Source organism: Pigmentiphaga sp. GD03639 (assembly GCF_029845405.1).
GTDB classification, from domain to species: Bacteria; Pseudomonadota; Gammaproteobacteria; order Burkholderiales; family Burkholderiaceae_B; genus Pigmentiphaga; species Pigmentiphaga daeguensis.
This window is the reverse complement of record NZ_JAOCLR010000006.1, coordinates 78,597-101,287: the sequence shown is the minus strand read 5'-3', so window position 1 is coordinate 101,287 and position 22,691 is coordinate 78,597. Positions and strand designations below refer to the sequence as shown.

Sequence of the window (22,691 nt, the reverse complement as noted above, 5' to 3'; positions counted from 1 at the left end):
CCTAGACTGGCGGCGAATCGACGGTCCTCCCGCATGCCTCGGCACGGGCCCGGACCGCGCCACGAGGAGACCGCCATGTTCCACCGCGCCGCGCGGCCCATTGCCGCCGCGCTGATGTTCGCCGCCACCGCCCCGCTACACGCGCAGGACGACCGCTACCCCGAGCAGCCCATACGCGTGGTCGTGCCCTTCGGCGTCGGCGGGCTGGCCGACATCTCGCTGCGCCTGGTCACGCAGCGCCTGTCCGAACGCCTGGGCCAGCAGGTCGTGGTCGAGAACAAGCCCGGCGCGGGCGGCGTGGTGGCCGCCAACGCCGTACTGGGCGCGCCGCGCGACGGCTATACGCTCGCGCTGTTCGCCAACGGCACGGCGATCAGCAAGACCCTCTTCAAGCTGCCCTACGACCTCGTCGCCGATTTCGAACCCGTCTCCACCGTCGCCTACTTCGACCTGGTGCTGCTGACCAACGCCAAGGGCAAGCTGCAATCCCTGCCCGCGCTGCTGGCCGAGGGCAGGAAACGCCAACTGGTGCTGGGCACCATCAACCCGGGCAGCACGCAGAACCTGTCGGCCGAACTGTTCAAGTCCATGGCCGGCATCGATGCCATGGTCGTGCCCTTCAAGAGCACGCCCGAAGTGCTGACCGCCTTGCTGCGCGGCGACGTCGACGTGATGTTCGAGTCCTATGCGGCGCTCAAGGGCGCCATCACGTCGGGCCAGGCAACGCCGATCGCGGCCACCGGCAGCCGCCGCTCGAGCTGGCTGCCCAAGGTGCCCACCGTGGCCGAGAGCGGCGTGCCCGGCTACGAAGTCGCCGGCTGGAACGCCTTGTTCGCACCGGCCGGCACGCCGCCCCGCAGGCTGGACCGCCTGAACGCCGCGCTGAACGAAGTACTGCGCGAACCCGCCATCCGCCAGCGCCTGGAGGAACTCGGCACGCAGGCCCAGGGCAGCACGCGCGAGGAGCTGGAGGACGTGTTCAGGCGTGACATCGCCAAGTGGGCCGACGTCATCCGCAAGGCGGGCATTCCCATGCAACAGAACTAGCAGGAGCTTTTCCGTGACCTTCGCGACTTCCCCGGCCGACGCGGTACTGGTCGATGCCCACGTCCACGTCTTCACGCGCGACATGCCGCTCGTGCCCAACCCGCGGCACAGCCCGGACTACAGCTTCACGGTGGAGCAACTGCTGGACACCATGGACCGGCATGGCGTGCACTACGCCGTCATCGCCGCCGCCAGTCCCTGGGGGGATTACAACGACTACGTGCTCGAGTCCCTGGGCAAGTCGGCGCGATTGCGCGGAACCATCATCACCGACCCCGCCGTGGAGAAGGTCTCGCTGGATGCCATGCACGCCGCCGGCATGCGGGGCGTGCGGCTGCCTTTCATCGGCCTGCCGGAACTGCCCGACCTGGACTCGTGGAACTATCGCAAGTTCCTGCGCCGGCTGGTGGACCTGGACTGGCACGTGCACGTGCACATCGAGGGTCCCCGGCTGCCGGCGGTGCTGCCCTTGCTCGAGCAATCCGGCGTGAAGATCGTCATCGATCACATCGGCCGGCCCGATCCGGTCTCGGGAACGGCCAGCGAAGGTTTCCAGGCCATGCTGCGGTCGGTCCGCAAGGGCCGCACCTGGGTGAAGCTGTCGGGCGCCTACCGGCTGGGAGCCAATGCCCGCGAATGCGCGCAGGCGCTGTACCGCGAAGTGGACGTGGACCGGCTGATGTGGGCCAGCGACTGCCCCTTCGTGGGCGCGGAATCGACCATGACCTACGAGGCCGCCATCACGTGGCTGGAAGAGACGATCCCGGACCCGGCCGACCGGCGCCGCATCTTCGGCGGCAACGCGCTGCGCTTCTATTTCTCCTGAATCCCCGCGGCCAACGCGAAACGCATAAGCATCGTCGTTTTTATTCGTTGGCCCCGCGGAGCCCGGCACCTAGGATGAACGGTCCGACTGCGCAGCGATTCGTCCTGCGCGCACCTGTCCTGGCCGGCGGCCCCGTCCGCCCGGCGCGCGTGTCCTCATGGCTCCCATACTCCTTCGTTCCCTGTCCCGCCTGGGCATAGCCCTGGCTTTCGGCGCCGCCTCGCTAGGCGCGGCCGCCCAACCTTCCTATCCCGACAAGCCGGTCCGTATCGTCGTGCCCTATCCGCCCGGCGGCACGGCCGACATCCTGGGACGGCTACTGGCCGAACGCCTGGCCCCGGAACTCGGCCAGCCCGTGCTGGTCGAGAACCGCGCCGGCGGCGGCACCGCCATCGGCGCCCGCTACGTGGCCGGCGCGCCGGCCGACGGCCATACGCTGTTCGTCGGCACGAGTACCTCGCATGCCATCAATCCGGCGTTGCAGTCCGACATCGGCTACGACCCGGTGCGCGACTTCGCCGCGGTGGCGGCGGTGGCGGAAGTGCCCTACGTCATCGTCTCGCATCCCAAGCGCGGGTTCCGCACCCTGAAGGACCTGGTGTCCTATGCGCGCGCCCATCCGGGCGAGCTGAACTACTCGTCGGCCGGCACCGGTTCGTCCAACCACTTGGGCGGCGAGCTGTTGGGCTCGGTCGAGCGGATCCGCATCACGCACATTCCCTACAAGGGCAGCGCCCCCGCGCTGAACGACCTGCTGGCCGGTCAGGTCGACTTCATGTTCGATCTGGCCCCGACCGCGCAGCAACACGTGCGCGCCGGCCGGCTGACGGCCCTGGCCGTTACCGCCGCGCATCGCAGCGCCGTGCTGCCCGACGTACCGACCACCGCCGAAGCCGGCGTCCCGGGGGCGCAGATCACCGCCTGGTTCGGCGTCTTCGCGCCGGCGGGGCTGCCCGCCGGCATCCAGCAGCGGCTGGCGCAGGCCCTGACGGCCATCCTGGCCCAGCCCGATACCCGCAAGCGCCTGGCCGACCTGGGCACCAACCCCATGGCCCAGCAAGGCGCGGCCTTCCAATCCTTCGTCGCGCGGGACTACGCGCACTGGAAGGCCCTGGTCGCGCAGGCCGGCATCAAGGCGGACTGAGGAAGAAATCCATGTCCGACCGCAAGCTGCACCTGGCCGCCTTCGCCGCGGCCGGCCCCGTATCTGGCAACCACGGCGGCTGGCGCTATCCCGGCGCCGACCTCGATCTGCTGTCCGGCCGCTACTACCGCAAGCTGGGCCGCAAGCTCGAGGCCGCCTGCTTCGACCTGCTGTTCATCGCCGACATCCTGGCCATTCCCACCCGGCTGGAAAACAGCCTGGACAGCCAGTTGCGCTACGGCGCGCTGGGCGCGCTGCGGCTGGAGCCGCTGTCGGTGCTGTCCCTGATCGCCGGGCACACCGAGCACCTGGGGCTGGCCGCCACGGTCTCCACCACCTATTTCGAGCCCTATGACGTGGCCCGCTCACTGGCCACGCTGGACCACCTGAGCGACGGCCGCGCGGCCTGGAACATCGTCACCTCGTTCCAGCATGCCGAGGCACGCAACTTCGGCCGCGACGACCACATCGGCCACGACGACCGCTACGACCGGGCCGACGAATTCCTGGAAGTGGCCTGCAAGCTGTGGAACAGTTGGGACGACGGCGCGCTGGTGCGCGACGCGCAGGCCCCCCTGTTCGCCGATCCGGCCAAGGTGCGGCCCATCGACCATCACGGCCGCTGGTTCAACGTGGAGGGCCCGCTGAACGTCAGCCGGCCTCCGCAGGGCCGGCCGGTGTTCATCCAGGCCGGCGCCTCCAGCCGGGGCAAGGATTTCGCCGCGCGCTGGGCCGACGTAATCTTCGTCACCCATGCCTCGCTGGAGTCCGCGCGCGAGTTCTACCGCGAGATGAAGGAACGCGCCGCTGCGCTGGGCCGCGATCCGGACGGGCTGAAGATCCTGCCGGGCATCGCTCCGCTGACGGGGGAGACAGCCGAGATCGCGCGCGCCAAGGATGCGCTGCTGACCGGCCTGGCCGACGCCAAGGCGGGCCTGTCCACCCTCGCCTATCACCTGGACATCGACCTGTCGCAGTTTCCGCAGGACACGCCCCTGCCCGAGATCGAACAGCCAGGCATACACGGGCACTACAAGGAAGTGGCCGAGCTGACGCGCAAGCACGGCATGTCGCTGGCGCAGATCGGCAAGCAGTACGCGATCAAGACGAACCGGGACTTTATCGGCGGCTACCGCGAGGTGGCCGACCGCATCGAGCAATGGTTCACGCGGGGAGCCTGCGACGGCTTCATGATCCAGATCCCCTATCTGTTCGGCGGGCTGGACGATTTCGCCAATCTCGTGGTGCCGGAGCTGCAGCGCCGCGGCCTGTTTCGCACCGCCTACGAGGGCACGACGCTGCGCGACCGGCTCGGCCTGGCCCGGCCCTAGCGCGTATTTACGCGCCTTCCTCGACATCGACAGGAGTCTTCCCATGCCCAACCAGGCCCTGGCCACTTCCGCCGGCCAACCCGGCACCTGGCTGCTGAAGTCCCGCCACAACTACCTCGTGTCCAGCGCGACGCCCGAGCGCGGCGGCACAGGCGAACCGTGGGTGGCCGGCGAACTGCTGGTGGCCGCGCTGGCCAGTTGCGCGGCCTCGATCGTGACCCATGCCGCCGCCCGCGACGGCGTGGCCTTGCATCATCTGGACGTGGCGGCCGCCTCGGCGCGGGACGAAAACGAGGCCGGGCGCTACGCTTCCATCACGCTGGATTTCGACCTGCGCGGCCCGACCCGGGAGGAGGCCGAACGCCTGGTCGAGGAATTCCAGGCGGCCTGCCCCATCTACGGGACGCTGTCGCGCGGCGCCCCGCTGCACGTGTCCATACGGACGGCGGATAATTAGCGCGCCGAATCGCCCCAGCGATAGACCTGGGTCAGTTCGTCCAGCCGCTGCTTCAGGTCCGCGTCCAGCACGTAGTCCGCCGCCGCCAGCGTATCGTCCAGTTGATCGGGCCGACTCGCGCCCAGCAGCGGCGCGGTGACGGCCGGGTTGGCCAGCACCCACGCCACCGACAGCGTCGTCAACGACACGCCCGCCTCCTTGGCCAGCGCCTGCAACGCATCCACCGTATCGAAATACCGGTCGGCCCAGTAACGCTCCTGGTAGCGCTCGGCCGCGGTGCCCAGCGTGAAGCGGGTGCCTTCGGTGGGCGCGCCGCGGCGATGCTTGCCGGTCAGCAGGCCGCCGGCCAGCGGGTTGTACGGAATCACGCCCAGGCCCTCTTCCTGCGCCAGCGGCAGCAGTTCGCGCTCGATCTCGCGGAACAGCAGGCTGTAGCGGGGCTGCACCGAGACGAAGCGCACGAGGCCATGCAGCTCGGACTTGCCCAGCGCGCGAGCCAGGCGGTACGCCAGGAAGTTGGACACGCCCACATAGCGGGCGCGGCCGGAACGCACGATGGTATCCAGGGCTTCCAGGGTCTCGTCCAGCGGGGTGCGCGTGTCGTCGCCGTGCAGTTGATAGAGGTCGACGTAGTCCGTCTGCAGCCGTGCCAGCGAGGCGTCGATCGCATCCAGCAGATGTTTGCGCGACGAACCCTGGTCCCACGGATGCGGACCGGTCCGGCCGAAGGCCTTGGTCGCCACGACGAAGCCGGCGCGCCGGCCCGGCGCGTCGCGCAGCCAGCGGCCCAGGATTTCTTCGGTGGCGCCTATCGTGTTCAAGCCGCCGCCCAGCGGATAGACGTCGGCGGTGTCCAGGAAGTTGATGCCGCCCTGGGCGGCCTTGTCCAGGATCTGGCGGGCGACGGATTCCTCGGTCTGCAGGCCGAAGGTCATGGTGCCGAGCGCGAGGCGGCTGACGGTCAGGCCGGTGCGGCCCAGGCGGGTGGTGGCCAAGGTCATGGTGGATGCGTCGGTGGAGAATGGAAGGAACCGACTATGCTAGAACACCCCGGCGCTTCCTGGAACCAATCCCTGGAAGTAAGGATATGTCGTGTCGGCGTCTCGCCCTCGGCCGGAAGGCCCATCCGTTGGCGTTACACTGCCTTCATATGACCGCCAAGTTGCCTGCTTCCGACTCCCCCAGCCTCTCTTCCACCCCCGACTCGCCCTGCGTGGCGGTGTGCTCCACCCTGTTCGACGACATCTGCCGCGGATGCGGCCGCACCGCCATGGAAGTGGCCAACTGGGTGCAGATGAGCCCCGAGGAGAAGCAGGTGGTCTGGCAGCGGATCCGGGCGCAAGGCTATCCCCGGCGCAAGGGCTGACCGGCTGCGCCTTGTCACGGCCCCCGCGTCATGACAGTCTTCGGCCTGTCACATGCCGCAGGCTAAATAGGCGCCATCGCACCGACTTCCACCGCCCATGCGCATCGTCCTCGTCACGGATGCCTGGCATCCGCAAATCAACGGCGTCGTCCACACCTGGACGTACATGCAGAAGACGCTGACGTCCTGGGGCCACGAACTCATCATCGTCAGCCCCGTCGGCAGCCGCACCATCCCCACCCCCACCGAACCCGACGTGCGGCTGTGCGTGGAACCGCGCCGGCACCTGCTGCGCACGCTGGCGGGCCGCGCGCCCGATACCCTGCACATCGCCACCGAAGGGCCGCTGGGCCTGGCGGCGCGGCGGCTGGCGCGGCAGCGGGGATGGCGCTACACCACTTCCTTCCACACCATGTTCCCGGACTATCTCCAGGCGCGGATGGGCATCCCGGCGAACTGGACCTGGCGCTTCATGCGCTGGTTCCACCGGCCCTCGCAGCGCGTGCTGGTTCCGACTCCCACCGTGCGCGACACGCTGGCGGCCAAGGGCCTGGGCAATCTCCACATCTGGGCGCGCGGCGTGGACACCGAGCGCTTCCGACCCGAAGCGGGCAACGCGCTGCCCTACCCCGGCCCCATCTTCCTGAGCGTGGGCCGCCTGGCCAGGGAAAAGAACCTGGATGCCTTCCTGTCCCTGGACCTGCCGGGAACCAAGGTGGTCGTGGGCGGCGGCCCGGACGAGGCCAGGCTGCGGCGCAAGTTCCCCGGCGCGGTGTTCCTGGGCATGAAGCCGCACGGCGAGCTGGCGCGCTACTACGCCGGCGCCGACGTGTTCGTCTTTCCCAGCCAGACCGATACCTTCGGCCTGGTCATGCTGGAGGCGATCGCCTGCGGCACGCCGGTGGCCGCCTATCGCAGCGAGGCACCGATGGCGGTCGTAAGCGAAGGACGCACCGGCGTCTTGCACGACGACCTGCGCGCGGCCTGCATGGGGGCGCTGGAACTGTCGGGCAGCGACATCCGCCAGCACGCGCTGGAGCACAGCTGGACCGCCATCGCCGCCCGCCTGCTGGAGTTGCAGGTGCCGGCCGATCCGAAGCGCGAGAAGGCCGACCTGGACTGGTATCCGCAAGGCGCGGTGTAGCGGCCCTGAGGGTCAGGCGCCGGGCGTTCCTTCCCGAAGCGCGATGTCCAGGTCGACCAGCACCGGAGCGTTGCGCGGCAGCTCGCTCACGCCGATGACGGAACGCGGATGGCGCCCGCTATCGTCGAACAGCGCCACCAGCAGCTCGGACCCTTCGTCGGCCAGTTCCGACCACCGCCCTCGCTCGCGGCCAACCTGGAAGAAGTAGTTCACGCGCAGCACCCGGTCGACGCCGGCCAGCGAGCCGCCGGCCAGGTGCCGCACCCACGCCAGGGCGTGCAGCACGCACAGCCGGACGGCCTCGCGCCCCATGCCGGCATCCACCGACTCGCCCACGACCCCCTGGGCCAGGAGCGTATCGGCCCCGGTCTTGGGGATCTGTCCGGCGACGTGGACGGTATCGCGGTGCCGGATCGCCGGCGCGTACGAGAAAAGCGTCGGCGTGGGCGGCGGCAGCGCCAGCCCCAGCGCGCGCAGGCGCTCATCGGCATTCGGCATGGACGTCTCCTAGCGCTTCGTGGGCTTGAAGCCCACTTCCCGGGCCAGCTTGGCCCAACGCTGGTTCTCGGCCTCGACGAAGGCCGCGAACTGGGCGGCGGATCCGCCTTTCACCGACACGCCCTGCTCTTTCAGGCGCGCCGCGACCTCGGGCGACTTGAGCGCGCGGTTGAACGCCGCGTTCAGGGCCTCGACCACCTCGCGCGGGGTAGCGGCGGGCGCCACGATGCCTTGCCAGGACGTAATGTCCAGGCCTTCCAGGCCGGCTTCCTTGTAGGTCGGGATCTCGGGCGCGATCTCGATGCGCGTGGGCGAGGTCACCGCCAGGGCCTGGATCTTCCCGGCCCGGGCATGCGGCAACAGCGTGATGACCGGATCGAGCAGCAGATCGATATGTCCGCCCAGCAGGTCGTTGATGGCGGGCGCGCTGCCCTTGTAGGGCACGTGCGTCATCCGCGTACCGGCCCGTGCGTTGAAAAGCTCGCCCGCCAAGTAGGTCGAACTGGACGCCGAACCGAAGGTCAGCGCGCCCGGCTTCTGTTTGGCCAGCCGGATGAACGCGGCCAGGTCGGCTGCCGGCAGGCCGGGCTTGGCGGCGATGATGTAGGGCTGGTCCGCCAGCATGACGACGGGCGTGAAGTCGCGGCTCGCGGAGTAGGGCAGGTCCGAGTATTGCAGCTCGTTGATGGACATGACCGGCAGGTTCGCCACCAGCAGCGTGTAGCCGTCGGGCGCGGCCCGCGCCACGTGTTCCGCGCCGATGATGCCGCTGGCGCCCGGCTTGTTGTCGACCACCACGGGCTGGCCGATGTCCTGGGCCACCTTCTGGCCCACCGTGCGAGTCACGAGATCGGCCACGCCGCCCGGGGGAAAGGGCACGACGAGATGGATCATCCTGCTGGGAAAGGACGCCGCCTGGGCGCCCGCGGCACATGACAGCGCCAGGACGGCGGCGGCTACGCGATACATGGACATGAAAGGTCTCCTTCTTCGTTGTTCAGGCCGCGGCGACCGCGACGATTTCTATGTCGCACCCGGGCGAAGCCAGCGCGGCCTGCACCGTGGCGCGGGCCGGGGCCTGGCCGGCGGCGACCCAGGCATCCCAGACTTCGTTCATGGGCGCGAACAGCGCCATGTCCCGCAGGTATATCTGGCAGGACAGCAGCCGGGTGCGATTGCTGCCCGCGCCTTCCAGCAGCCCGTCGATCATGCCCAGCACTTCGGCCGTCTGCTCGCGGATGTCGCGCCCGCGGGTTTCCTTGGGCACCTGGCCCGCCAGGTACAGGACGCCATTGAAGACCGAGATTTCCGACATGCGCGCGCCGGGTCCGATTCTCTGGATGCCCATCACGCCGCCTCCCGCGCGTCGGCCTGCATGGGCCCGAAGCCCGCCTCGAAAAAGCGCAGCCAGTTCTCGCCCAGCACCCGCGCGGTATCCCGTTCGGAGAAGCCCACGGCGCGCAGTCCGGCCTCGATCCGTGCCATGTCACGGCTGTCGCGGAACCAGTCGGGCTGCGGCGGGAATCCCGGCTGCGCCGCCGACCCCTCGCCGTAGTCCATCCGCTTGGTGTAGCGCCCCATCCGCATCCACTGCACGACGGAGTCCGGCTGGTCCTGGCACAGGTCCGAGCCTATGCCCAGCGCCTCGATCCCCGCCAGCTCGGCGGTACGGGCCACCATTTCGCAAAACGCTTCCAGGCTGCAGGCGGACTTGTCCTTCAGGTGATGGGGATACAGCGAAAAACCCAGCATGCCGCCGGACGCGGCCAGCGCCTTGATGACCCTGTCCGACTTGTTGCGCAGCGCGGGCGCCCACGCATGCGGGTTGGCGTGGCTGACGACGATGGGGCGCTGCGACAGTTCGATCGCTTCGAGCGTCGAGCGCTCGCCCGAGTGGCTCATGTCGATCACCAGGCCGACGCGGTTCATCTCGCGTATGACCTCGCGCCCCATGCGCGTGACGCCGCCGTCGTTCGCTTCATAGCAGCCGCTGGCCAGCAGCGACTGGTTGTTGTAGGTCAGCTGCATGAAGCGCACGCCCAGCGTGTGCAGCACTTCCACCAGCCCGATGTCGTCCTCGATGGGCGAGGGATTCTGGCATCCGAACACGACCGCCGTGCGCCCTTCGTCGCGCGCCCGGCGCACGTCGCCGGCGCTGCGGGCCAGCACGATGAGCTCGGGAAAAGCCTCGAACCAGCGGTTCCAGCGTTCGATGACCTGCACCATTTCGCGGAAGTTCTCGTGGTACGCGATGGTGACGTGCACGGCGTCCAGGCCGCCCTCCCGCCATTGGCGGAAGATCTTCTCGGACCAGTTGTTGTATTGCAGCCCATCGATGCGAAAGGGATGCGTCCTGTCGTTGCCCATTCCCGGTTCCAGCTCCTGCGTCATTGATGGCGAAACTGTAGAGATCCGGGCCGAATTCAGTCAAACTAAAATATATTCAACAAATTCAAATTTTCCTTAAATGAAGATCGATCAACTACGGACTTTCGTCGCGGTGGTGGACACCGGCGCGCTGGTCGAGGCGGGCGACCGGGTCGGACGCACGCCCGCCGCGCTGTCGATGACCCTGAAGCAGATCGAATCGGAACTGGGCGGAGCCCTGTTCGAGGGCGAACGCAAGAACCGGCTGACGCCGCTGGGCCGGCACGTGCATCTCCAGGCGCAGCGGGCGCTGCATGCCTTCGATGCCGCGCTGGCCCAGATGCGCGGCTACGCCCAGGGCGGCCAGGGCATCGCCCGGATCGCCGCCGTGCCGTCGGCGGCCACCCGTCTGCTGCCGGCCGCCATTGCCCGCATGCGGGCAACCCGCCCCGGCGTGCGCATCGACCTGCGGGACATCGATTCGGCGGCGGTGATCCAGGCCGTTTCCGCCGGCGTCGTCGACTTCGGCATCGCCACGGCGCCCGCCTCCAATGCCGACCCGGACCTGAAGGCCGAACCGCTGCTCAAGGATCCCTTCGTGCTGGTTTGCCCCGCCGGGCACCGCCTGAACGCGCTGAAACGGCCGGTCCGCTGGCGCGACATCGATCCGGCCGAGTTCATCGCCAACGGCCTGTGTTCGCGCTTTTCCTCGCCCGAACTGTCGCGCCTGGTGGAACAGGCGCCGCTGAACCTGCACAACACCACGTCGCTGCTGACCTTCGTGGCCCAGGGCTTCGGCGTCACGCTGCTGCCGACCATGGCCGTCGCCGCCGGCCGGACCATCCGCCTGCTTCCCCTGGCCGACCAGGGCGCAACGCGCAGCCTCGATCTGATCACGCTGCGCGACGCCAGCCTGAGCCCGGCGTCCCAGGCCATGCTGGACCTGGTCCTGGACTGCAGCCGCGCCATGGCCGCCACGATCTGAATCGCGGAATCGGGGCCGCTTGCTCAGATTTGCTCAGATAAAGATGCGATGCCCCCCTTATCCTTGCATTCTTGACTATCGGTCCATAGGCATGGACGGCAGGTCGAGAGAACTGACGTCGAAGGCAGCATTCCATGCAGGTTATCCATCCATCGCCAGCGCAGCCGGCCCTCCCTCTCTCCTTTCCCGCCCCGCCGCCCGCTTACGTCGACATGCCCGGACCCGGCGCCCGGGCCTTGGCGTTCCAGCCTGTCTCGTCGCTGCTGGACGGCACGCGCAACCTCTACCAGAGTGTCACGTCCCGCCTCCTGGCATCGCCCGACGACGACGCGCGGGACGCGCCCGGCCTTGCGCTTGTCCAGGCCGTGATGGCGGTCCTGCGTGACCACCCCTGGATCACGCTGGGCTGCGCCGTCTCGCCGGACATGCTGGCCGACGAGGCCGGCTGGGCCCCCCTGCTGGACGAACTGCGCGCCGACAACCGGCTCGCCCGGCGGCTGGTGATCGAACTGGCACAGGGCGGCGACAGACGGGAAGCCCGGCATGCCCTCGGCCTTGCCGGCCGGCTGCGCGGACTGGGCTGCCTGCTGGCCATCGACGATTTCGGCGCGGCCGGCGGCACGGTGGACTTCCTGCTGGATGCCCGCCCCGACATCGTCAGGATCGCTCCGGCATACCTGCATCGCGCGCGCCGCCTGCACGGCGTGGGCGGCACCTCCGGCCTGATCCGCCTGTGCCGCCGGCTCACGCCGGCGGTCGTCATCCAGGGCGTGGACGATCCCGCCGACCTGCTGCGCCTGCCGCGCGAGGCGGGCGTATGGATCCAGGGCGTCCTGGCGGGCCTTCCCGCGCTGCATGCTCCCTGGCTGCGGCCCAGCCCGTGGCGCCTGGCGGCCTGCGCGGGCGAACGTCACTGACCGGACCGCCACCATGACCGCCGCCCCCGCCCGGAACGAACCGGCCGCCCCCGCGGCCAAGGCCCGCCCCGCGCGCAAGACGCCGCGCCGCAGCGCCAAGCGCATCCCCCGCAATGACTTCGCCCTGGCCGTCGCCTCGCCCTCCCCCCCGCCCGCGCGCACCAACAAGCGCGTGCTGGTGGCCGACATGGGCAAGCGGTTCTGCGCCGATGTCTGCGACTTCCTCAGCCAGCAGGGCTGCCATGCGCGCGCCGTGCACGACCGGCGGCACCTCGTCCAGGTCCTGGCCGAATGGCAGCCGACGACGCTGTTCCTGAACGTCTCCCTGCCGAACCTCGATCTGGGAGAACTGACGCCGCTATACCCCCACTTGCCGCGGGACTTCCAGATCGTCCTCCTGCTCGAGCCCGGCGTCCCCTTCACCTTGTCCGTTCCGCCCAAGACGCCATGCCTAGCCCGTCACCTCAAGTCCCCATGCCTGACGGATCTGCGCCACTTCCTGTGACCCGGCAGGCCACCGGCGGGGCAGGCCACGTCCGGGGCGACCGGCGCCCGCCGGCCGGATTGCGCCGCCTCCTGTCCCGTTTCGTCCGCGACTACGTCCATGGGTTGAAGCGCCACGAGCGCTATCTCATGGACCCCGTCCATGGCCGGTCGCCGTCGCTGCGGCCCGCCGCGCGGCGCTGGCCGGCCGGCAGCGGCCCCCGCTCCATGACCGCTCCCCGGGCCTTTTCCTTCCAGGGCATCGAACGCGTCCTGCCGGATTCGCGCGGCTGGCATCATCAGCCCTGGGGCCAGGACTGGATCGGCCAGCTGCACCGCTTCGATGATCTGAACGCTGTCGATGCCGAACAGCGGCGCGACTGGCACCGGGCGCTGGTCCTGAACTGGGCGGTCGCCAACGGTCCGGGCCGCGGCCCCGGATGGGAAGCGCCCAGCCTGGCGCCCCGCATCGTCAACTGGATCAAATGGGACCTGCGCGGCGGCGGGCTGGCCAGCGAGACCACCCGCCGCAGTCTCGTGGTCCAGGTCCGCTACCTGCGCCACTTCTTCTCGCGCCAGTGGCGCGACGGCCCGCGCCCGGATATCGCCAAGGCGCTGATCTTCGCCGGCAGCTATTTCGCCGACGGACGCGAGTCGCGCGCCTGGCTGCGCAAGGGCATGCGGGCCCTGGGCACGCTGGCGCCAACCGACCTGTCCACCGAAGACCTGCGGGACCTGGCGCTGCTGTCCCTGGTCTACCCGGACCTGCATCCGCCGCACGGCCACCGCTGAGCCTTACGCAACCCCGGCGGGCAGCGGCGATGCGTCGGCATGCTCGATCATGGCGGCCAGCAGGAGATCGGTCAGTTCGGCGCGCCGGCTTGCCGCGCCCGGATCGTCCCAAAGATTGCGCAGCTCCAGCGGATCCTTTTCCAGGTCATAGAGTTCGCACAGCGCCCGGTCGTCCGACTGCGTGATCCGCCACTGCCCGGTCAACAGCGTGCGCAGGCGGAAGCGCCGCGGACGTCCGAACTGGAACATGACCGGCTCGTTCTCGACCAGCACGCCCGGCCGCGGCAGCGGGGCGCCGCGCTCCAGCGCCTCGCGCAGGCTCAGGCCCTGCATGCCGTTGTAGGCGGCGATGCCCGCCCGGTCGAGCACGGTCCCGGCGATGTCCAGGGTCCCGGCCGGCGCCTCGCAGACCGTTCCGCGCCGGGTTTCCGGCAGCGCGGGGTCGCTCCAGATGAAAGGCACCCTGACCACGCCCTGATAGTGCATGGGCCCCTTCAGCATCACGCCGTGGTCCCCCATCATGTCGCCGTGGTCGCTGGTGAAGATGACGAGGGTGTTCTCGCGCAGCCCCAGGCGGTCCAGCGTCGCCATCACGCGGCCGACCTGCTCGTCGATCAGGCCGATCATGCCGTAGGTCAGGGCCGTGATCTCGCGGCACTCGCGTTCGGAAACGGGGAAGGCCGTATAGCCTTCGCGCGTGCCGCCGCCGCGGCCGTAGTCGTGCACACCCCGCACCAGCGGCGAGCCGCCGGGCGCATGGAACGACGCCGGCAGCGGCATGTCCGCCGGATCGTACAGGTCCCAGAACCGCCCCGGCGGCGTGAAGGGGTGGTGCGGATCGGGAAAGGAGCACATCAGAAAGAACGGCGCCGCCGGCCCGGCTTGCGCGGCCAGGGACTCCAGCCAGCCGCAGGCACGCTCGCCGATGTAGGACGACGGATAGAGCGCCTCCGGCACGCGCGTGCGCCAGGCCTGCGGCGCCCCGACCCCCTGGGCGGGCAGCGCGTGGTCCCGCCCGCGCAGGCTGTCGGGATCCGGATGGCGCTCGGCCAGCCAGCGGGCGTAGTCACCCTGCACCTGGTCGCCGTGCAGCGTGCACAGTTCGACGTGATCGAAGCCGTAGTACGGCGTATCCACCCGCTGCCGGCGCCCCGCCTTCCAGTCCGGCGTCCATTCGTTGCCGTAGCCTTCGCCCATGCGCGGCCGCTTGGTGGCGTCGCGCAGGCCTTCGGCGGGCGTCCGGCGCCCCTCCACGGGCCGCCAGGCGCGCTTGTCGGGATGGTCGTAGCCGAAGCATTGCAGGTGCGACTTGCCGATCAACGCTGTGGCATAGCCCGCGTCGCGCAGCAACTCCACGAAGGTGGTCTGGTCCAGCGACAGGTTGATGCCGTTGTGGACCACCCCGTGCACCGACGGCAGGCGCCCCGTCATCAACGTCGCGCGGTTGGACATGCAGGTCGTGCTGGCGGCGTAGAAGCGCTCGGCGCGCACGCCCGCAGACGCCAGCGCGTCGATGTGGGGCGTGCGCAGCACGGGGTTGCCGTAGCAGCCCAGGTGGTCGGCCCGGTGCTGGTCGGTGATGAAGATCAGGATGTTGGGCGCGGGCATGGCTCAGTCCGCCTGGATCTTGAAGCGTTTCACGATCTCGCCGTAGCGCTCGTAGTCATCGCGCGTGGCCTTGGCCAGCACCTCGCGGGGTCCGCCCGCCACCAGTTCGCCGCGCTGCCTGAAGTGCTCCACGGCATCCGGTTCGCGCAGGGCCGCGTTGATCTGCGCGTTCAGCCGGTCGGCCAGCGCGGGCGCCATGCCTGCCGGACCGTAGACGCCGAACCAGATGTTCACGAACACGCCCGGGAAGCCCTGCTCCGCCATCGTGGGCAGGTCGGGGATCAGCGGGCTGCGGCGCTCGTCCACGACCGCGAGCGGCACCAGCCGTCCGCTCTCGATGTAGGGCTTGGCGCCGCCATAGCCCAGATAGATGAGCTTGACCTGCCCGCCCAGCGCGTCGTTCAGCGCCGGCCCCACGCCACGGTACGGAGAATGCAGCAGCGACAGCCCGGCGGCGCGGTTGAACAGTTCGCCGGCGATGTGCATGGGCGAGCCGTTGCCGGAGGTCGCGTAGGCCAGCGGCGGCCCGCTCCGGGCAAGCTCGGCCAGTTCGCGGGCGTTCTTCACGCCCAGGCCGGGATGCGCCAGCAGCAGCATGGGCGTGGAGGAAATCATCGCGATCGGCGTGAAGTCCCGCTGCACGTCGAAGGTGTAGCCCAGGTTCCGGGGCAAAACGTGCGGAGCCATGGCGAAAGTGTTGGCCGTGACCAGCAGGGTGTAGCCGTCGGGCTCGGCGCGCGCCACGATGCCGGTGCCTATGCTGCTGCCTCCGCCGGGACGGTTGCTGACCACCACCGGCTGGCCCCAGGCCTTGCCCAGCTTCTCGCTCAGCAGCCGGGCGATGGGATCCACACCGCCCCCGGGCGGGAAGGGCACGACGAGCGTCACCGCCCTGGCGGGAAACCCCTGGGCCATCGCGGGCCGGGGCGGCAGCCCCCCGCCCGCCAGCCAGCAGGCCGTCAGCCCGGCTCCCGCGCGCAGCCCCGCCCGCCGGCCGGGCCGCATGCCGTCCCTGCGCTTGCCATCCATGCTTGATCTCCCCGAATGCGTTCGATGCAAGCGCAGTCTAGGGTGGTCGATATTTATCGTGTAGTGGATAATCGCTTGAATCACTTTCAAGCTGCATTTGCAAATATGGACCACCTGCGGCTCATCGTCACGTTCGCCCGGGCGGCGGAAGCGGGCAGCTTCAGCAAGGCGGCCCGCACGCTGGGCGTCACGCCGCAGGCCGTCAGCGCCCAGATCAGACAGCTCGAACAACAGGTGGGCGTGCGCCTGTTCTACCGCACCACCCGCAGCATCAACCTGACCGAGGAAGGCCGGGCCTTCCACGAACGCTGCCGGGTCGGCATGGAAACCATCCAGGGCGGGCTCGATGTCCTGCGCGACCGCACCGAACAGATGGTGGGTACGGTCAGGCTGGCGCTGCCCTATGCCATCAGCTATGAACTCGTCGCGCCGTTGATGGGCCGCTTCCTGGACCGCTATCCCCAGATCCGGGTCGACATGCTGACCCTGAACCAATTGCCGGACGTGGTCGAGCACGGCGTGGACGTGGGCATCATAGGCGGCGAGCTTCCCAGCAGCTCGCTGGTCGCCCGCAAGGCCGGGGCCTTCAACCACGTGCTGTGCGCCTCGCCGGCCTACCTGGACGAATGGGGCGTGCCGGACCACGTGGACGCGTTGCGCGGCCATCGCTGCGTGCTGCTGCGCCATCCCCGCACGGGCAGGCTCTGGCCCTGGACCTTCCAGTCGGGCGGCGACATCGTCACGCTCAACCCCGAGGGCGCGCTGTCGGTGCAGGACGCCGAAAGCCAGCACCGCGCGGTGCTGCACGGCGCGGGCATCGGCCAGATCGCCAGCTACTACGCGGCGCCGCACATCCGCGCGGGCAGGCTGCGTCCGGTGTCCATCGGCTACGTCTCGCGCCAGGTCGACGTCCATCTCTACCTGCCCCAGCGCGACCACACCCCCCTGCGCTGCCGGGCGCTGGCCGACTATCTGCTGGCCGGACTCAAGCGCAATCCGGACCTGGTTCCGGCAACATTCTGATGCCCGAATCCCGCGCCGCGCGCCCTCGCCTGTCATGCCGGCGACGCGGGAACCCGCTACAATGCCAGCCACCTGAGGAGCGTTGCGACGACCGGCATCCCCGCCAGGCCGCCAGGCTCAGGTAACGGATCGGCAGCGGCCCGCCAGGGCGGCGCCGGTCCACGGCAACGGCGCTCGCCCCACATCCTGCCCCTTGCAGGCCATGCGGCGAGCCTTCCCGGCTCACGCCGCGGCGTCAAAGGGCAAGCACTTTGGAGTCCTCATGAACGCTGTACCCAACGCCCAGACCCCCGACTACCGCATCGCCGACATCGCCCTGGCCAACTGGGGCCGCCGCGAGATCAGCATCGCCGAAACCGAGATGCCCGGCCTGATGGCGATCCGCGAGGAATTCGCCGCCACCCAGCCGCTCAAGGGCGCCCGCATCGCCGGCAGCCTGCACATGACCATCCAGACCGCCGTGCTGATCGAGACGCTCAAGGCCCTGGGCGCCGACGTGCGCTGGGCCTCGTGCAACATCTTCTCGACCCAGGACCACGCCGCCGCGGCCATCGCCGCCTCGGGCACGCCGGTGTTCGCGGTCAAGGGCGAAACGCTGGCCGACTACTGGGAATATACCCACCAGATCTTCGAATGGCCGGCCGGCGCCCACGCCAACATGATCCTGGACGACGGCGGCGACGCCACGCTGCTGCTGCACCTGGGCACCCGCGCCGAGCAGGACGCCACCGTGCTGGCCAAGCCCGGCAGCGAAGAGGAAGTCGCGCTGTTCGACTCGATCCGCAAGACCCTCGCGCGCGATCCGAAGTGGTACTCCACCCGCCTCGCCCAGATCAGGGGCGTGACCGAGGAAACCACGACCGGCGTGCACCGCCTCTACCAGATGTCCAAGAAGGGCGAGCTGGCCTTCGCCGCGATCAACGTCAACGACTCGGTCACCAAGTCCAAGTTCGACAACCTGTACGGCTGCCGCGAATCGCTGGTGGACGGCATCAAGCGCGCCACCGACGTCATGGTCGCGGGCAAGGTCGCCGTGGTGTGCGGCTACGGCGACGTGGGCAAGGGCTGCGCCCAGGCGCTGGCCGCGCTGCGCGCCCAGGTATGGGTGACGGAAGTCGATCCCATCTGCGCGCTGCAGGCCGCGATGGAAGGCTACAAGGTCGTGACCATGGACTACGCGGCCGACAAGGCCGACATCTTCGTCACCGCCACCGGCAACTACCACGTCATCACGCACGAGCACCTGGTCGCGATGAAGGACGAGGCCATCGTCTGCAACATCGGCCACTTCGACAACGAGATCGACGTCGCCTCGCTCAAGCAGTACAAGTGGGAAGAGATCAAGCCCCAGGTCGACCACATCGTCCTGCCCTCGGGCAAGCGCATCATCCTGCTGGCGCAGGGCCGGCTGGTGAACCTGGGCTGCGCCACCGGCCACCCGTCGTTCGTGATGTCGTCCTCGTTCGCCAACCAGACCATCGCGCAGATCGAGCTGTGGACCCGCAACGAGAACTACGCCAAGGGCGAGGTCTACGTGCTGCCCAAGCAACTCGACGAGAAGGTCGCGCGCCTGCACCTGAAGAAGCTGGGCGTCCAGCTGACCCAGCTGCGCGCGGACCAGGCCGCCTACATCAACGTGCCGGTCGAGGGCCCCTACAAGCCCGAGCACTATCGCTATTGATCGTTCCCTTCCGGGGCTCCCCGCCCCGGAACGCCCCACCCTTTTCCCTCTGGCAAGGAGTTCGCGATGACCCTGTTACTCGTCTGGTTGCTCAACGCCGTGGCACTGCTGGTCGTGGCCTATCTGCTGCCCGGCATCACCGTGGCGAGCTTCGGTTCGGCGCTGATCGCGGCGCTGGTGCTGGGCCTGCTCAATTCGCTGGTCAAGCCGGTGCTGGTGCTGCTGACGCTGCCGATCACCGTGGTCACGCTGGGCCTGTTCCTGATCGTGCTGAACGCGCTGCTGTTCTGGTTCGCCGGTTCGATCCTGAAGGGCTTCCAGGTCAACGGTTTCTGGTGGGCCGTGATCGGGGCGGTGCTCTACAGTCTGATCTCGGGCCTGTTGTCGGCCATCGTGCCGAACTGACCCTTTTCCTACAGGTTGCCCGCAAGTGAGTTCATCCCTATCTCCCGACGCGGCGGCTGACGCCGCGCCGGTCTACAGCCTGGAGTTCTTCCCGCCGCGCGACATCGCGGCGCAGGAACGGCTGGTGCGCACGGCCAAGCAGCTGCAGGGCCTGCATCCCCATTTCGCCAGCGTGACGTTCGGCGCGGGCGGTTCGACCCGCGACGGCACGATGCTGGCGGTGTCGATGTTGCAGAAGCTGGGCTACGAGGCCGCGCCGCACCTGTCGTGCATAGGTTCGACGCCCGAGAGCCTGCGCGACATTCTCTATGCCTACCGGCAGGCCGGGATCCGGCGGCTGGTGGCCCTGCGCGGGGACATGCCGTCGGGCATGGGCGACATGGGCGAGCTGCGCTATGCGCGGGACCTGGTGGAGTTCATCCGCCGGGAAACGGGCGACTGGTTCCATATCGAGGTGGCGGCGTATCCGGAGATGCATCCGCAGGCCCAGGGGCCGGAGGCGGACCTGGACCGGTTCGTGGAGAAGATGCAGGCGGGCGCGGACAGTGCGATCACGCAGTATTTCTTCAACGCGGATGCGTATTTCGATTTCGTGGACCGGGCGACGGCGAAGGGGGTGTTGGCACCCATCGTGCCGGGAATCATGCCGATCACGAATTACACGCAGCTGGCCCGGTTCTCGGACATGTGCGGGGCGGAGATTCCGCGGTGGATACGGTTGCGGCTGGCGTCGTACGGGGATGACCGGGCTTCGATCCGGGCGTTCGGGCACGATGTGGTGACGGAGTTGTGCCAGACCTTGCTGGATGGGGGAGCGCCGGGGTTGCATTTCTATACGATGAACCAGGCGGATGCTACGCAGGCGGTTTGGAAAGAGTTGGAGCGGTGACGGTCGTTCGAGTTCTTCTTTAGACGGTTGTTTCCGGCCTTGGGGCGTCTTATGGTGTAGCGGGTGTAGCGCCCTGGTCGGTGGTGTGGGGGCCGGGAATACAACCTTCTTCGGTGATGATGGCGTCGAGCCGCATGTCGTGCGGCTCGGGTACGTGCACGTCGGGGGCCAGGCGGCCGCAGGCGTAGGCGATGCCCAGGGCCAGGGTTTCGTGGCCGCCCTGGCGCAGGGCGGCCAGGGTGCGGTCGTAGTAGCCGCCGCCGTAGCCGATGCGGTCGCCGTCGACGGTGTAGCCCAGGGTGGGGACCAGGACGATGTCGGGGGTACGGGGACCGGTGGACTGGGGTTCGGGGATGCCGTAGGCGCCGGGGGCCATGGGGGTGTCGGGCGTCCAGGCGCGGAACTCCAGGGGGGCGGCCTTGGTCAAGATCACGGGTAGGGTCAGTTCCAGCCGGTCGTCGCGGGCCCAGGCCCGCAAGGCGGGGCGCAGGTCGGGTTCGTCGCCGATGGGCCAGAATGCCGACAGCACCACGCGCCTGCCGCCCCGCGGGGCCGCGGCCAGGTAGTCGTGTATCCTGCCTTGCAGGAGGCCGGCGATGCGGGCGTCGGCCACGGCGCGCTCGGTGGCGCTCATGGCCGCGCGCAGGGCGCGCAGGCGTGGGCGCAGCGCGGCGGCGGTGGCCTCTCTGGGCTTTGTGGGTTTACCCGATGCTATTCTTGCTGCCATGGCCTATTCAGCTCTCTTCAACAGAATCCGCATTACAGCACTTGCCGCCGTGCTGGCAAGCGCCGCCATGGGCTCGGCCTGCGCGCAGGTCTCGGCGCCCGGGTCCGACGACGCCCTGCTGGCGGCGCGGACCGCGGTGCAGACGGGCAACTGGGACATCGTCCGGTCGCTGATCCCGCGGCTGGAAGGCCATGTGCTGGCGGCCTATCCGCAGTACTGGGTGCTGCGGCAGCAGTTGAACGATCCGCGCAAGCCGCTGCCCGAGTCCGAGCTGAACGAGTTCGTCAACGCCCACCGCGGCACCTACCTGGCGGAACGGCTGCGCGGCGAATGGCTGCTGGCCGCCGCCAAGCAGGCCGACTACGCCACGGTGCGCACGCTGGCCGACACCACGGTGAATACGCCGCAAGTGGACTGTGCGGTGCTGCTGGCCATGCATGCGCGCGGCGAGCGGATCACGGCCCAACTGGCCATGTCCAGGTTCGAGCCGGGCGACAGTTGCTGGTCGCTGTACGACCGGCTCCAGGCCGACGGCGTCATGCAATGGGACGACTTCGCCGCGCAGATGCGCAACCTGCTCGAGACCAACTCGCTGGCCAATGCCCGGCGCATGGCGCGCTACGTGTTCGACCCCGCGCAATTGAAGACGCTGAACGGCGTGCTGGACCAGCCCATGATCTGGCTGGTGCGGCAGAACACGCTGCCGCGCGACCGCGCCGGCCGCGAGCTGGTGGTGACCGCGCTGAGCCGCCTGGCGCGCAACGACCTGCAGGTGGGCTACGACTATTTCGAACGCAGCTGGGCACGGCAGTTGCCGGCCGACGATGCCAGCTGGGTGCGCAACCAGTTCGCGCTGCAGGCCTCGTTCAAGCTCGATCCGATCGCCGTCGCCTGGTATCGCGCCGGCGAAGGCGGCAGGCTGACCGAATACAACCAGGGCTGGCGCGCCCGCATGGTGCTGCGCCAGCAGCCCGTGGACTGGCGCACGCTGAACCGCTACATCGAGCAGATGCCCGCGGCCATGCGCGAGGACCCCACCTGGGTCTACTGGCATGCGCGCGGCCTGGTCGCGCAAGGCGCCGTGCAGGAAGGCCAGGCGCTCTACCGCAGCATCGCCGGGCAGTTCAACTTCTACGGCCAGCTGGCCGCCGAGGAACTGGGCATCGCCACCACCATTCCGACGTCTTCCGCCCCGATCACGCCGGACGAACTGGCCAAGGCGCAGTACAACCCGGGCCTGCAACGCGCGGTCGCGCTGTTCCGGCTGGGCTGGCGCACGGAAGGGGTGCGCGAATGGAACTACGCGCTGCGCGGCATGAACGACCGGCAGTTGCTGGCCGCCGCCCAGCTCGCCCACCGCGAGAACCTGTACGACCGCGCGGTCAACACCGCCGAGCGCACGCGCGACCAGCACGATTTCAACCTGCGTTTCCTCACGCCCTTCCGCGACCAACTGGTGGACAAGTCGCGCGAGATCGGCGTGGACGCGACCTGGGTATATGGCCTGATCCGCCAGGAGTCGCGCTTCGTCATGGATGCCCGCTCCAGCGTCGGCGCCTCCGGCCTGATGCAGCTGATGCCGGCCACCGCCAAGTGGGTGGCGCGCCGCATCGGCATGAGCGACTACGCGCAGCACCGCGTCAACGACATGGACACCAACCTGACCCTGGGCACCAGCTATCTGCGCATCGTACTGGACGACCTGGGCGGTTCGCCCCTGCTGGCCTCGGCCGGCTACAACGCCGGCCCCCGACGGCCCCATACCTGGCGCTCGACCCTGCCGGGGCCGGTGGAAGGCGCGATCTTCGCCGAGACCATTCCCTTCACCGAGACCCGCGACTACGTCAAGAAGGTGCTGTCCAACGCCACCTACTACGCGGCCCTGTTCACGGGACAGCCGCAGTCGCTCAAGGCCCGGCTGGGAACGGTCGCCCCGCAGACGGTGGAGACCACCGCGATACCCTGAGGAAGC

The 22,691-nt window shown here is 69.2% G+C and carries 24 protein-coding genes and 1 riboswitch; of the genes, 16 read left to right on the top strand and 8 right to left on the bottom strand.

The features are described 5' to 3' along the window. The first annotated feature begins 75 nt into the window (after positions 1-75). From N5K27_RS08475 to N5K27_RS08455, 5 genes are all read left to right on the top strand, one after another. Complete coding sequence (locus N5K27_RS08475) at positions 76-1,047, top strand: tripartite tricarboxylate transporter substrate-binding protein (protein WP_279815771.1); 972 nt, start codon at positions 76-78, stop codon at positions 1,045-1,047. A 13-nt stretch (positions 1,048-1,060) separates the two neighbouring features. After that, on the top strand, positions 1,061-1,873 hold the full coding sequence (locus N5K27_RS08470) for an amidohydrolase family protein (protein WP_243724486.1): 813 nt from the start codon (positions 1,061-1,063) through the stop codon (positions 1,871-1,873). Positions 1,874-2,030: 157 nt separating this feature from the next. After that, positions 2,031-3,017, top strand: coding sequence for a tripartite tricarboxylate transporter substrate binding protein (locus N5K27_RS08465; protein WP_279815768.1), 987 nt, complete (start codon positions 2,031-2,033; stop codon positions 3,015-3,017). An 11-nt stretch (positions 3,018-3,028) separates the two neighbouring features. Further along, positions 3,029-4,348, top strand: coding sequence for an LLM class flavin-dependent oxidoreductase (locus N5K27_RS08460; RefSeq protein WP_132979565.1), 1,320 nt, complete (start codon positions 3,029-3,031; stop codon positions 4,346-4,348). 43 nt (positions 4,349-4,391) lie between these two features. Further along, the gene (locus N5K27_RS08455) at positions 4,392-4,805 is read left to right on the top strand and encodes an OsmC family protein (protein WP_132979564.1); all 414 of its coding nucleotides are present in this window, start codon (positions 4,392-4,394) and stop codon (positions 4,803-4,805) included. Here the strand turns inward: N5K27_RS08455 and N5K27_RS08450 are convergent. Continuing rightward, positions 4,802-5,800, bottom strand: coding sequence for an aldo/keto reductase (locus N5K27_RS08450; protein ID WP_279815931.1), 999 nt, complete (start codon positions 5,798-5,800; stop codon positions 4,802-4,804). The genes N5K27_RS08455 and N5K27_RS08450 overlap by 4 nt on opposite strands. 155 nt (positions 5,801-5,955) lie before the next feature. Here N5K27_RS08450 and N5K27_RS08445 point away from each other — a divergent pair, with 155 nt between their 5' ends. Both N5K27_RS08445 and N5K27_RS08440 read left to right on the top strand, forming a co-directional pair. Continuing rightward, the gene (locus N5K27_RS08445) at positions 5,956-6,171 is read left to right on the top strand and encodes a DUF1289 domain-containing protein (RefSeq protein WP_130355806.1); all 216 of its coding nucleotides are present in this window, start codon (positions 5,956-5,958) and stop codon (positions 6,169-6,171) included. A 97-nt stretch (positions 6,172-6,268) separates the two neighbouring features. Beyond that, on the top strand, positions 6,269-7,315 hold the full coding sequence (locus tag N5K27_RS08440) for a glycosyltransferase family 1 protein (protein WP_279815765.1): 1,047 nt from the start codon (positions 6,269-6,271) through the stop codon (positions 7,313-7,315). A gap of 12 nt (positions 7,316-7,327) precedes the next feature. Here N5K27_RS08440 and N5K27_RS08435 read toward each other — a convergent pair whose 3' ends face one another. From N5K27_RS08435 to N5K27_RS08420, 4 genes are read right to left on the bottom strand one after another with little or no spacing between them, the layout of a single operon-like run. After that, positions 7,328-7,813 (bottom strand): RidA family protein, encoded by a 486-nt coding sequence (locus tag N5K27_RS08435; protein ID WP_279815763.1) that lies wholly within the window; start codon positions 7,811-7,813, stop codon positions 7,328-7,330. A gap of 9 nt (positions 7,814-7,822) precedes the next feature. Continuing rightward, positions 7,823-8,788: a tripartite tricarboxylate transporter substrate binding protein gene (locus N5K27_RS08430; protein ID WP_130355809.1), complete on the bottom strand. Its 966-nt coding sequence runs from the start codon at positions 8,786-8,788 to the stop codon at positions 7,823-7,825. A gap of 22 nt (positions 8,789-8,810) precedes the next feature. Next, positions 8,811-9,161 (bottom strand): RidA family protein, encoded by a 351-nt coding sequence (locus tag N5K27_RS08425; protein ID WP_279815761.1) that lies wholly within the window; start codon positions 9,159-9,161, stop codon positions 8,811-8,813. Then, positions 9,161-10,180 (bottom strand): membrane dipeptidase, encoded by a 1,020-nt coding sequence (locus tag N5K27_RS08420; RefSeq protein WP_130355811.1) that lies wholly within the window; start codon positions 10,178-10,180, stop codon positions 9,161-9,163. The genes N5K27_RS08425 and N5K27_RS08420 overlap by 1 nt, the downstream gene beginning before the upstream one ends. A 100-nt stretch (positions 10,181-10,280) precedes the next feature. Here N5K27_RS08420 and N5K27_RS08415 point away from each other — a divergent pair, with 100 nt between their 5' ends. The 4 genes from N5K27_RS08415 (at position 10,281) to N5K27_RS08400 (ending at position 13,357) form a co-directional block, all read left to right on the top strand. Next, positions 10,281-11,165 (top strand): LysR family transcriptional regulator, encoded by an 885-nt coding sequence (locus tag N5K27_RS08415; protein WP_279815760.1) that lies wholly within the window; start codon positions 10,281-10,283, stop codon positions 11,163-11,165. A 236-nt stretch (positions 11,166-11,401) separates the two neighbouring features. Further along, on the top strand, positions 11,402-12,082 hold the full coding sequence (locus tag N5K27_RS08410; protein WP_279815759.1) for an EAL domain-containing protein: 681 nt from the start codon (positions 11,402-11,404) through the stop codon (positions 12,080-12,082). A 13-nt stretch (positions 12,083-12,095) separates the two neighbouring features. After that, positions 12,096-12,587, top strand: a complete 492-nt coding sequence (locus N5K27_RS08405) for a hypothetical protein (protein WP_087838709.1) — start codon at positions 12,096-12,098, stop codon at positions 12,585-12,587. After that, the gene (locus N5K27_RS08400; RefSeq protein WP_279815757.1) at positions 12,557-13,357 is read left to right on the top strand and encodes a hypothetical protein; all 801 of its coding nucleotides are present in this window, start codon (positions 12,557-12,559) and stop codon (positions 13,355-13,357) included. The genes N5K27_RS08405 and N5K27_RS08400 overlap by 31 nt, the downstream gene beginning before the upstream one ends. Positions 13,358-13,360: 3 nt before the next feature. Here N5K27_RS08400 and N5K27_RS08395 read toward each other — a convergent pair whose 3' ends face one another. Both N5K27_RS08395 and N5K27_RS08390 read right to left on the bottom strand, forming a co-directional pair. Continuing rightward, on the bottom strand, positions 13,361-14,965 hold the full coding sequence (locus N5K27_RS08395) for a sulfatase-like hydrolase/transferase (RefSeq protein ID WP_279815755.1): 1,605 nt from the start codon (positions 14,963-14,965) through the stop codon (positions 13,361-13,363). A 3-nt stretch (positions 14,966-14,968) separates the two neighbouring features. Then, entirely contained in the window at positions 14,969-15,994 is a 1,026-nt protein-coding gene (locus N5K27_RS08390) for a tripartite tricarboxylate transporter substrate binding protein (RefSeq protein WP_279815753.1), read from the bottom strand. Between the two features lie 105 nt (positions 15,995-16,099). Here N5K27_RS08390 and N5K27_RS08385 point away from each other — a divergent pair, with 105 nt between their 5' ends. The 4 genes from N5K27_RS08385 to metF all read left to right on the top strand — a co-directional run bounded on the left by N5K27_RS08385 (position 16,100) and on the right by metF (position 19,992). Further along, on the top strand, positions 16,100-17,017 hold the full coding sequence (locus tag N5K27_RS08385; protein WP_279815751.1) for a LysR family transcriptional regulator: 918 nt from the start codon (positions 16,100-16,102) through the stop codon (positions 17,015-17,017). Between the two features lie 68 nt (positions 17,018-17,085). Continuing rightward, positions 17,086-17,200, top strand: a riboswitch (S-adenosyl-L-homocysteine riboswitch). Positions 17,201-17,279: 79 nt separating this feature from the next. Then, positions 17,280-18,698 (top strand): adenosylhomocysteinase, encoded by a 1,419-nt coding sequence (ahcY, locus tag N5K27_RS08380; RefSeq protein WP_130355816.1) that lies wholly within the window; start codon positions 17,280-17,282, stop codon positions 18,696-18,698. Between the two features lie 66 nt (positions 18,699-18,764). Beyond that, positions 18,765-19,103 (top strand): phage holin family protein, encoded by a 339-nt coding sequence (locus N5K27_RS08375; protein WP_130355817.1) that lies wholly within the window; start codon positions 18,765-18,767, stop codon positions 19,101-19,103. A gap of 25 nt (positions 19,104-19,128) precedes the next feature. Beyond that, positions 19,129-19,992 carry a methylenetetrahydrofolate reductase [NAD(P)H] gene (gene metF / locus N5K27_RS08370; RefSeq protein WP_130355818.1) on the top strand — a complete coding sequence of 288 codons (864 nt, stop codon included), beginning with the start codon at positions 19,129-19,131 and terminating at the stop codon, positions 19,990-19,992. Positions 19,993-20,041: 49 nt separating this feature from the next. Here metF and N5K27_RS08365 read toward each other — a convergent pair whose 3' ends face one another. Then, on the bottom strand, positions 20,042-20,719 hold the full coding sequence (locus N5K27_RS08365; RefSeq protein WP_279815747.1) for a 5-formyltetrahydrofolate cyclo-ligase: 678 nt from the start codon (positions 20,717-20,719) through the stop codon (positions 20,042-20,044). A 49-nt stretch (positions 20,720-20,768) separates the two neighbouring features. Here N5K27_RS08365 and N5K27_RS08360 point away from each other — a divergent pair, with 49 nt between their 5' ends. Next, positions 20,769-22,685 (top strand): lytic transglycosylase domain-containing protein, encoded by a 1,917-nt coding sequence (locus N5K27_RS08360; protein WP_279815745.1) that lies wholly within the window; start codon positions 20,769-20,771, stop codon positions 22,683-22,685. Positions 22,686-22,691 lie beyond the last annotated feature (6 nt).